Annotated in this window: 11 protein-coding genes; 10 read left to right on the top strand and 1 reads right to left on the bottom strand. The window is 71.4% G+C overall.

Features of this window, described 5'->3' with window-relative positions; genetic code table 11:
• Positions 1–147: 147 nt before the first annotated feature.
• Complete coding sequence (locus VM324_00005) at positions 148–834, bottom strand: response regulator transcription factor (GenBank protein HVL97664.1); 687 nt, start codon at positions 832–834, stop codon at positions 148–150.
• Between the two features lie 57 nt (positions 835–891).
• On the opposite strand from VM324_00005, the gene VM324_00010 reads away from it, so the two are divergent.
• From VM324_00010 to VM324_00055, 10 genes are all read left to right on the top strand, one after another.
• The gene (locus tag VM324_00010) at positions 892–2,376 is read left to right on the top strand and encodes a HAMP domain-containing sensor histidine kinase (protein ID HVL97665.1); all 1,485 of its coding nucleotides are present in this window, start codon (positions 892–894) and stop codon (positions 2,374–2,376) included.
• The gene (locus tag VM324_00015; protein ID HVL97666.1) at positions 2,373–2,738 is read left to right on the top strand and encodes a response regulator; all 366 of its coding nucleotides are present in this window, start codon (positions 2,373–2,375) and stop codon (positions 2,736–2,738) included. Before VM324_00010 ends, VM324_00015 begins: the two co-directional genes overlap by 4 nt.
• A gap of 20 nt (positions 2,739–2,758) precedes the next feature.
• Complete coding sequence (locus tag VM324_00020; protein HVL97667.1) at positions 2,759–3,118, top strand: response regulator; 360 nt, start codon at positions 2,759–2,761, stop codon at positions 3,116–3,118.
• Between the two features lie 77 nt (positions 3,119–3,195).
• Entirely contained in the window at positions 3,196–3,612 is a 417-nt protein-coding gene (locus VM324_00025) for a hypothetical protein (protein ID HVL97668.1), read from the top strand.
• Positions 3,575–4,477 carry a hypothetical protein gene (locus VM324_00030; protein ID HVL97669.1) on the top strand — a complete coding sequence of 301 codons (903 nt, stop codon included), beginning with the start codon at positions 3,575–3,577 and terminating at the stop codon, positions 4,475–4,477. The genes VM324_00025 and VM324_00030 overlap by 38 nt, the downstream gene beginning before the upstream one ends.
• A complete protein-coding gene (locus tag VM324_00035; protein ID HVL97670.1) occupies positions 4,477–5,703 on the top strand; it encodes a hypothetical protein in 1,227 nt (408 codons plus the stop codon). Before VM324_00030 ends, VM324_00035 begins: the two co-directional genes overlap by 1 nt.
• A complete protein-coding gene (locus VM324_00040) occupies positions 5,700–6,506 on the top strand; it encodes a hypothetical protein (GenBank protein ID HVL97671.1) in 807 nt (268 codons plus the stop codon). Before VM324_00035 ends, VM324_00040 begins: the two co-directional genes overlap by 4 nt.
• Complete coding sequence (locus VM324_00045) at positions 6,503–7,342, top strand: ATP-grasp domain-containing protein (GenBank protein HVL97672.1); 840 nt, start codon at positions 6,503–6,505, stop codon at positions 7,340–7,342. Before VM324_00040 ends, VM324_00045 begins: the two co-directional genes overlap by 4 nt.
• Positions 7,339–9,234, top strand: coding sequence for an MFS transporter (locus tag VM324_00050; protein HVL97673.1), 1,896 nt, complete (start codon positions 7,339–7,341; stop codon positions 9,232–9,234). The genes VM324_00045 and VM324_00050 overlap by 4 nt, the downstream gene beginning before the upstream one ends.
• Positions 9,235–9,749: 515 nt before the next feature.
• The coding region (locus tag VM324_00055; GenBank protein ID HVL97674.1) for a hypothetical protein at positions 9,750–10,433 on the top strand (684 nt) is incomplete at its 3' end.

Genomic DNA, 10,433 nt, shown 5'->3' on the forward strand with positions numbered 1-10,433 from the left:
CCCCGCCCTCACCCCCAGCGCCTTCCCTACTCCAACGCGAAGGGCCGTCAAAGACCTGCGAGCGGCCGGGCCTCGACGACCGCTGGAGCATTGAGCTGTGCCAGATCGCCGAGGCTCAGCGAAGGTCCGAGCGCCCGCGCCGTGCAGTCACTCTTGGCGCGCCGGTGGTTCGCCATCGGAGGCCTGCATCCGATAACCCATGCCGCGGACGGTCTCGATGAGGCGGTCACCGAGCTTTCGACGTAGGTAGCCAACGTAGACGTCAACGATGTTCGAGCCGGGGTCGAAGTCGTAGCCCCAGACATGGCTCAGCAGCTGTTCGCGGCTGAGCACTTGCCCCGGGTGGCGAAGGAACGTCTCGGCCAGCGCGAACTCGCGGGCGGTGAGCTCGACCGTCCCGGCCCCCACCGATGCGCGCCGGGTGCGCAGATCGAGCGCCACCGGTCCCGCTCGCAGGACCGTCGCCTCCTCGGCCGGGCCCCGCAGCCGCACTCGGACCCGCGCCAGCAACTCCTCGAAGCTGAAGGGCTTGGTCACGTAGTCGTCGGCCCCGCCCTCGAGGGCCGAGACGGTGTCCTGCACCGAGTCCCGCGCCGTGAGCACGATCACCGGTAGCCGCTCGCCACGGGCTCGCAGCCGCGCGAGGACGCCGAGCCCGTCGAGGCTCGGCAGCCCGAGGTCGAGGATGAGCAGGTCGAACTCGTCGTCTCGGGCGGCGGCAGCCGCAGCGGTGCCATCGGAGACCACAGAGGTCACGAACCCGTTGGCCTCGAACCCCTTCTGTAGGAACGACGCTATCCGGGGCTCGTCCTCTGCGATCAGGATGCGGGGCACGCCACCCATCGTGCCCGGTTGGACCGATCCAGCCGAAGCGGCGACGATACGGAGCTGATGGACGCCACGACCAGGCATCCGGTCTCGCCGGCCGCCACACCGTCGCCGGCGGCGACTGGGGCGGCGGTTCCGTCAGAGCGGCGTCCCCGGTTCGGGCTCCGCGGCCGGCTCGTCGCGTCGTTCGCGCTCCTGCTGCTCGTAGCGCTCGCAGCGTCGCTCGTCGCGGCGCGGGCGGTGCTCCTGAGCCGACTCGACAACCGGATCGATGCCGATCTCGACCAGGAGGTTGAGGAGCTGCGCCAGCTGGCGTCCGGAACGGACCCTCAGACCGGGCTCCCGCTCCGCGATGACGTGCGTCGGCTGTTCTCGCTGTACCTGGAGCGGAACGTCCCAGTGCGGAACGAGGCCCTCGTCACCTACGTCGACGGCCGGCCCTACCTGCGCAGCCGACCCGTGATGCCCTACCGGCTTGACCAGGACGAGGACCTGACCGGGCGGTGGGCCGACCTCGAGCAGAGCGAGCGGGGGGCGGTCTCCACCCCCGCCGGGCCCGTGAAGTACGTCGCGGTGCCGGTCCGGGTGGGTGACAACACCGCAGGCGTCTACGTGGCCGCCCGGTTCAAGGCTCTCGAGGAGGCCGAGGTCGATGAGGCGCTCCGGGCCTTGGCGTTCGTCGGCGTCGTCGCCCTCGTGGTCGCCAGCGCGCTCGCGGCCTGGATCGCGACCCGGATCCTCCGCCGGGTCAGCGAAGCCACCGAGGTCGCGCACCGGATCTCCGAGACCGACCTGAGCCAGCGGCTGCCGGCCGATGGCAGCGACGAGCTCGCCGTGCTGGCCACCACGCTCAACGGCATGCTCGGGCGCCTGCAGGAGGCATTCGAGAGCCAGCGACGGTTCATCGACGACGTAGGGCACGAGCTGAGGACGCCCCTCACGATCGTCCAAGGCCACCTCGAGCAGCTGGAAGACGACCCCCAGGAGCGGGAGGAGACCCTTCGGTTGGTGATGGACGAGCTGCACCGGATGGGGCGGCTGGTCGGCGAGCTCCTGGTCCTCGCCCGCGCCGAGAGACCGGACTTCCTCGACCTCGACCTCGTCGACCTGGCCGAGGTGACCGAGGAGCTGTGCGGCAAGGCGCCCGCGCTGGGCCGGCGGCGCTGGGAGGTCGACGGCCTCGCCCAAGGCCGCATCGTCGCCGACCGTCAGCGCGTCACCCAGGCGGTGATGCAGCTGGCAGAGAACGCCGTGCGCCAGACCGGCCCTGACGACGCCATCGCCATCGGCTCCGCGCTGGCCGGGGACGTCGCCCGGATCTGGGTGCGGGACACGGGCCCGGGCATCCCTCCGGAGGAGCAGCCGCACCTGTTCGAGCGCTTCCGCACCGGCGGACGCAGCAAGGGCGGGTCCGGCCTCGGCCTCTCGATCGTGCGCGCCATCGCTGAAGCCCACGGCGGCCGTGTCGAGGTCCGCAGCCGCGTCGGCGCCGGCGCCACCTTCACGCTCGCGCTTCCGACCGAAGGCCCGACGGAGGGGGCGGCGTGACGGCGCTGCTCGTGGTCGAAGACGAGGACCGGATCGCGTCGTTCCTGGTCAAGGGCCTGCGGGCTCGCGGGTTCGCGCCCACGCGAGCGGCGACAGGATCGGAAGCGCTCGCACTCGCGGAGGAGCAGCCCTTCGACCTGGTGCTGCTGGACCTCGGCCTGCCGGACATGGACGGCCTCGAAGTGCTCCGCCGGATGCGCGAGCGCAGCCTCACCGTCCCGGTGATCGCCGTCACCGCCCGCGACAGCGTGCGCGACAAGACCCGAGCGTTCGAGACCGGCGCCGACGACTATCTCACCAAGCCCTTCGAGTTCGACGAGCTTGTGCTCCGCATCCGCGCCCGACTGAAGGACGAACGGTGAGCGAGCAACCGCCCGTCCGGGTGCTGCTGATCGAGGACGAACCTCGCATCGCATCCTTCCTCGCCAAAGGCCTTACCAAGATCGGCTGGGACGTGGTGGTCGCCGAGGACGGCGCAGTCGGCCTGTTCCTGGCCACCACCGACTCGTTCGACGCGGTGGTGCTGGACCTCGGGCTCCCCGACACCGATGGCATCAGCGTGCTCACCGCCATCCGCGCCGAGGAGCGGGAGACCCCCGTCGTCGTGCTCACGGGCCAGGACGACCCGGGCTCGCGGCGGGCGTGTGCCGAAGCCGGCGCAGCCGGGCTGCTGACCAAGCCGTTCACCTTCGCCGACCTGCGGGCCGAGCTGACCCGGCACGTGCAGGCTGCTCGCGGCTGACCACCGGGGAGGCCCCGATGAGAGAAGTCTCATCGTCGTCTCATCATCCGCTCATGGGGCCTGTGTAGGAAGGGGTCATGAGTCGTACGAAGGCCGCCACGATCGTAGGTGCCGCAGCCGCCGTGGTGGCTGCGGTGCTCGTGGTGCTGGTCGCGTCACAGCGGTCGGCCGTCGATCCGCCGCAGCCGATCGAGTTCTCTCGCAGTGGCGGCAATGCCGCGGAGCGCGATCCGGCGGTGACGAGCTCGACGACGCCGCCGCCGCCGACGGTCACGACCGCGCCGCCGGCTCCCGCACCGGCGCCGCCGGCTCCGCCACCGGCACCGGCGGCCACCGCCACACCGGCTCCCCTCCCGACCGTGGCCGCGCCTCCGCCTCCGCGTACTGGTGCCCAACCGGTGCCCGCGCCGTCGCCCGCACCGGCCGGCGGTGGGGACGGCGACGACGACGACGGGTATGACGACGACGATGACGGAGGCGACGATGACGACTAGGCGCGGTGACCTCGGTGCCGTCTGGTGCATCTCCGACAGGCGCTACCTCTCCCAGCGGATGCCGCAGGCGATGATCGACGCGCTGGCCTCACGGGACGTGGATCTCCGTCTGGTGGTGATCGACGACGAGACGGTGCGGGTGCAAGGCGGCGTCCTCGAGTCTCCCCTGGAGGAGATGGCACCCGGCGACGTCGTCGTCTCCCGCTCGCGTCACCCGTTCGCGCTGACGCTGCTGCATCGGGTTGGCCGCCTCGGCTGTGACGTCATCACCCCGTCACTCGCCGTCGACACCGTCCGGGACAAGGCGAGGGGAGCAGGCATCCTCGCGGAGTGCGGTGTCCCCACGCCCGAGACGCTTGTGGCCCCGGACGTGCGCTCCTTCGCCGGCCTCGACCCGTCGTGGTTTCCGCTCGTCCTCAAGCCCCACCTCGGCGACAATGCCCGCGGCGTCACGGTCGTGGCATCTGCCGCCGACCTCGATGGCCTGGAGTGGCGGGACGGGCTGGTGCTCGCGCAGCGTTGGATCGACACCGGCGGATGGGACGTCAAGGTCTACGTCTGCGGCGACACGGTCTGGGCCGTGCGGCGGCCGTCGCCGCTGACTGCTCCCCGGCAGGACGATGTGGCGCTTCCGGTCGCCGTCACACCGGAGCTGCGAGTCATCGCCCACGCCTGCCGTGACGCCTTCGGCCTTCCGCTGTGCGGGATCGACGTCGTCGACTCCGGTGCGGGTCCGCGCGTGGTCGACGTCAACGACTTCCCCAACTACACCGGGGTCGCCGAGGCGCCCGAGGCGGTCGCGGACCTCTTGGAGGCACGCCTCCGGCTGGCCGCCCCGGCCGCCCGTCTGGCGACGGTGCGCTGATGCGGGTCGTCATCATCGGTCCGGGCAAGATCGGCGCGGGCTACCTCGCGCCGCTGTTCGAGGCAGCGGGGTGGCACGTCACGCTGGCGGCCCGCACCGCCGAGACCGCGGCGCGCATCGATCGTCTCGGGCGGTTCGTGGTGACCGAGGTCGCGGCGCCCCCCTCGCCCGCTGGTCCCCGCGAGCCGGCCCGTCGCCAGGACGTCGTGGGCGTGCGTGCCGTCGCGATCGGCAGCGAGGACTTCCGGGGCGCCGTCGCCGACGCTGATCTCGTCTGCACGGCCGTGGGCGTCGGCAAGGTACGGGGCCTCGCTGAACCACTGGCTGACGCGCTGGCGATCCGGCCTCCCAGTCGCCCGCTCGACGTCTGGGTCGTGGAGAACGGCGACTGCGCCGGCGCCTTGGCAACCGACCTCGCCGCCGCGGCCGCAGCCCGCCACGTGACGTTGCCGCGGATCGGGGTCGCCGGCGCGGTGGCGAGCGTGGCGGTGGGACGTGGCTCCTGGGGTGACCCGGCGCCGGAGTTCGTGGGCGACGACGCCCGGCGCCTGGCCGTCGACACGCGCACGCTGACGACGCCACTGCCGATCCTCCCCGGCGTCACGGGCACCGGCCATTACAAGGCCGCGCTCCTCGGCAAGCTCCACGTCTTCAACGCCGGCCACGCCATCTGCGCCTACCTCGGTTGGCTGCGCGGCCACGAGACGGTAGACCAGGCCATCGCTGATCCGGTCCTCCGCCCGATGGTGGCCGGCTCGATGCTCGAGTCGCAGCGGGCGCTGCTGGCGTTGTTCCCGGAGCTCGGCGCCGACGCCCACGCACCCGTGGCCGACGCGCTCCGCCGGTTCGCGAACGACCGGCTGGCCGACCCGATCCCTCGGGTGGCCCGCGACCCGCTCCGGAAACTGGCCCCGGCCGACCGCCTGGTCGGGCCGATGCTGGCCATCCACCAGGCCACCGGGACGATCCCCGCCTACTTCACCCTCGGGATCGCCGGAGCTCTGCTGTACCGCCACCGCGACGACCACCAAGCGGCTGAGTTGCAGCAGCGGCTGGCGACGTTCGGCGTGATGGCGTTCATCGCCGAGGTGTGCGGGCTCGACAGCGACGACCCGCTGGCTCGGGCGGTGGCGTCCCGCTACCGCGGGTTCATCTTCACCGACGACGGCGTGCTGTTCCCGCCGGCGTATCAGGACGCGCCGGTCTCGTCGGCAGGTGCCCGATGAGGCGGGTCGTCGTCGTCCACGAGAACCGCCCGCCGAGCACCGTCACGACCCAGCTCGTCGGTGCGCTCCGCGCCGGCGGAGTGGACGTCGCCCTCCTGCGGGCCGGCGAGCGACCCTTCTCAGTGTCCGAGGCCGACGTGCAGGACACCCTCTACGTGCTGCGTCACGCCGACGAATCAGCCCTGACGATCGGCGCGCTCCTGCACGACGCCGGCGCCAGGACGCTCAACCCGTACCCAGCGGTCGCCACATGCCGCGACAAGGCGGCGACCGCCGCCCGACTCGCCGCCGCGGGGCTGCCCGTTCCCGAGGGGTGGTTCGTCGCTGAGCCCGGCGGCATCGGCGACCTGCTCGACGGGGGGGCTGTGATCGTGAAGCCGAACCGCGGGTCGAAGGGCACCGGCGTCACGGTCGTCGGCAACGCTGCGGAACTCGGCGCGGTCGCTGGGAACGACGGCCCGTTCCTCGTCCAGCGATACCACCGCCCCGAGGGCCTCGACCGCAAGCTGTACCGGATAGGTGATGACGTGTTCTGCGTGGGGCGCCGGTTCCCGGTCGCCACCGCCGCCGACAAGCAGGGCGCCCTGCTCAATGTCGACGACAAGCTCCGGCGCATCGCCATCGGCGTCGGCGAGGCGATCGGCATCGACATCTTCGGCGCCGACGTCGTCTACAGCGGCGGCAGGCCGTGGCTCGTCGACGTGTCGTCGTTCCCCGGGTTCAAGGGCGTACCCGACGCCGGCCGGCTCCTGGCCGACCGCATCGCCGCCGCCATCAATCACGACGTGGAGGTCTGCTCGTGAAGCTGCACTTCGTCATCAACCGCCGGGTGCCCGACCGACCGAGTCCCGTGCTGGTCGAGGTGTTCGACCGGCTGCGACGGGAGGGCCACCAGGTCGAGGCCGCCATCCCCGAGGAGTGCCTGGTCCGACCGGACCTCATCCGGCCCGAGGCGGACCTGTACGTGCTCAAGTCGCACACCGAGTTTGCCTTCAGCTTCGCGGGCGCGCTCCACGCCGCCGGCGCCGAGCTGCTGAACCCCTACGGCTCCTGGGTGGCCACCCAGGACAAGATCGTGGTGTCCCGGTACCTCAAGGAGGCCGGCATCCCCACCCCCCGCAGCTGGATCACTTCGGACCTGTCTCTGCTGGCGTCGCTGGTTGAGGACGGGCCCCTCATCGTGAAGCCCCATCGCGGCCACCGCGGCGCCGGCATCCACATCGCCCGCACCGCCGAGGACCTGGCCGCCATCGAGATCGGCGAGTCGCCGGTCATCGTCCAGGAGCACGTGACCGGGCCGGGCGAGGACCTGAAGGTGTACGTGGTCGGTGACGACGTTTACGCCGTGCGGAAGCCCTTCTCGCCCACAAGCTTCTCGGTCCCGGGGCGGCCGTGCCCCGTCGGCGAAGAGCTCGCGGAGATCTCCCGACGGTGCGGCCAGGTGCTCGGCCTCGGCCTCTACGGGCTCGACGTCATCGAGTCACCGGACGGGCCCGTCGTCGTCGACGTCAACACCTTTCCCGGCTACAAGGGCGTGCCCGATCCGGCGCCCGCCATCGCCTCCTACATCCTCGCCTTCGCGCGGGGCGAGGTCTCCCTCGCCTCCCCCGGCGGGGCGGCGGTGCCAGCCGCGGCGTGAGCGACACCCCCGCTGCCGAGGAGGTGCGCCGAGGACCACTCGGCGCGCTCGTCGCAGAGGGCTTCTTCTCCCGGCTCTCGTTCGGGATCATCAGCTTCGTCCTGCCGCTGTACGCCTACCAGCTCGACCTCGGCCTCGCCGAGATCGGCATGCTGCTCGGGTTCAACACCGTCGTGGCGATGGCGCTCAAGGTCCCGCTCGGGTGGGTCGCAGACCGGCTCGGCTACCGCCGCGTCCTGCTCGTCGCCATCGCCCTGCGCAGCGCCGTGTCGCTCCTGCTCGTCTTCGCGGCCGCCCCGTGGCAGCTGTTCGCCATCCGCGGCCTGCACGGCGTGTCCATCGCACTGCGCGACCCGGCGACGGCGTCGCTCCTCGCCGTCCACGGCGGCAAGAAGCGGATCGCGTCGTCCTTCGCCTGGTACCAGACGGCGAAGGGCGTTGCCGGGTCGGTAGGCAAGGGCGCCGGCGGGTTGGTGCTCGGCCTCAGCGGCGCCAACTTCTCACTCCCGTTCCTCATAGCGTTCGCCTTGTCGGCACTGCCGCTGTGGGTCGTCGTCCGCTACCTGCACGAGCCGGCGGCGGACGGTGCCGCGCCGGCTCGCACCGCCGCCGACGACCTCGAGGCCCAGGTCCTGGTCGAGATGACGCCGCCGGCAAGTGGGGCGCTCCCCCCCGATGCTCCCGTCGCCGCTCCTCCGGCCGCCCGCCCGCCCGTGCTGGCGGCGGCCGTGTTCGGGTTTCTCGTGACCGGCACCGCGTACATGATGGCGAACCTCTTCCCGGTGCTCGCCGTCGAGCACGCCGGACTGACCGAAAGCCAAACCGGTCTCATCTTCCTGCTCGCCGCCGGGGTCACCCTCACCGGGCCCCTCTTCGGGTGGCTCTCCGACACCGTCAGCCACCGGCTGGTGCTCGCCGTGCGCAGCGTCGCCAACATCGTCTCCTCCGCGATCTACCTGGTGGCGCCGAGCTTCGGCGGCTTCGCCACCGCGAAGCTCACCGACGACCTCGGCAAGGCCGCCTTCAAGCCGGCTTGGGGTGCCCTCATGGCCCGCGTGGCCGAGCTGGATCCGCGACGCCGCGCCCGTACCATGTCGGCCGTCAGCCTTGGCGAGGACGCCGGCGAGATCGCCGGTCCTGTCGTCGCCGGCCTGTTGTGGTCGACCTGGGGGATCGGCGCGCTGTTCGGGGTCCGGATGCTCCTGGCCATCGCCACCGAGTTGTACGGCGCCGGCCTGGAGCGGCGACTCGGTGTGGGTCGCCGCGCCCCGTCCGCCGATCCCGCCGACATCAAGCCCGGACCGGGACGACTCGAGCTCCGGAGTGTTCGCCTCAGCGACGGCATGTTCCTCGACTGCACCGTCGAACCGCCGGAGGTGCTCGCGCTCGACGCAGACAGCGTCGACGAGCTCGCTGCGGTGCTGACCGGCCGGCGGCCGCCGCTGGCTGGGCGGGTCCTCCTCGACGATCATGACCTGGCGCGGGTGGGACCCGCTGCGGCGGGACGCCTGGTCGCCGTCGTGGACGCCACGCGGCTCGCCGGTGTCGCGACGGTGGGTCAGGCCATGGCACGCGTGGCGGCGCCCGCCGAAGCGGTCGCCCGCGGCTGGTCGCTTGGCGGCGCAGCACGTGCGGTTGGGCCGCTCTGGCTCCACCTGGACACGCCGCTCGCGGTGTTGAACCACGAGGCGCGGTGGGCGGTGACGCTCGCGGCCGAGCTGGCGCGAGACCCGTCGCTGGTGGTGGTCACTGGTGACGTGCCGATACCGGTGCAGGAGGCGGTGCGGCGGTACCCCGGCGCCGCCGTGGTCGTGCGAGCTTCGTCCGCGGATGCGGTGGGGAACGCGTTACCGTCCTCCTCACCGGCGGCCGCTGCGGCCTCGACCGACTGAACCAGCGCACAAGTCGTGGCTGTTCAGCAACCGGCTCCGCAACGACGGCCTGCTCGTCTGGCGAAGAACGACTCAGCGACGGTTGTCGTAGCAGTCCCCGATCGTGCCATGGAGCCGCCGTCCGCACGATCTTCGCCCAGCCCAACGCGGCGGCCGTCGACGCTCAGTTCGACCGCATCGTCGACACGCTCCACCCGGGCGGCCAGAGCGGCTGGGAGCGAAAGAGGGCCGCGACCCGAGCGCTCCTCCGTGCCGGGTGAGCCGAATGCATCTCCAAGACCGCGGCCAAGACAAGCAAGCAGGTCAGACGGCATTGCGTGGAATTCGGCGCAGGTCATAGACGTACGGCATTGTCGCAAGCGAGCGATCACGTGACCTTGCCGTGACCTAGAGACGGTCACGGAGGGGGTGCGTCAACACCACTTCACTGCGGCGCTGCGGATCGACACCGAGGCCTCGACGACTGCCAGTCGAGCGACCAAGCGCCGACGCCGTCCTCCTTACCATGAAAGAGCATGAAATTCTTGCGGGAGATCCCTTCACGAGTCATCCACGTCGAAAAACGCGCCATTGTGGCGCGCGTACCGCTCGCCGGTTCGGGGCACACTCGCACCATGGCCCTTGGAAGCGTCAGGCTGGGAAAGCCCAGAGTCATCGCCATCTGCGCGTTCGTCGTGCTGCTGGTCGGTGTGCCGCTGGTGGCACCCACCGCTCCAGCCCGAGCCGACTCCCACCATCTCGGCAGCTGGGAATCGATAGCCCCAATGCTCAAGGGGAGAAGCTCCTTCGGGGCGACCACCGGTCCCTGCCCGGCTCCGCCGAAGGGACCAGGTGTGGGCCGCTGCATCTACGCGGTGGGGGCCTTCACTCTTGCCGACGGAAATTTGATGGCCGAGTTCTACGATCCCTCCGCGCCCACCCTGGGCTGGCGGGACCTTCCCCAAATGGCGGCGCCCCTTGGGCGGAGCGGCGTGTCCGCGGCCACCGGGGCTGACGGGCGCATTTACGCCTTTGGGATCAACCTCTACGACATGGTGAGTGTGGAGGCGTACAACCCGCGGACCAACCTTTGGGAGCCGGTGCCGCCTCCCGTGTTCTCTCCTCGGAACGGCATGGCGGCGGTGGCCGATGCCGAGGGTCGCATCTACGCACTAGGAGGCGGATATCCGAGTGCCACCGCCAACGTGGAGGTCTACGAC

The organism is Egibacteraceae bacterium, assembly GCA_035540635.1.
In the GTDB taxonomy this organism is placed as follows: domain Bacteria; phylum Actinomycetota; class Nitriliruptoria; order Euzebyales; family Egibacteraceae; genus DATLGH01.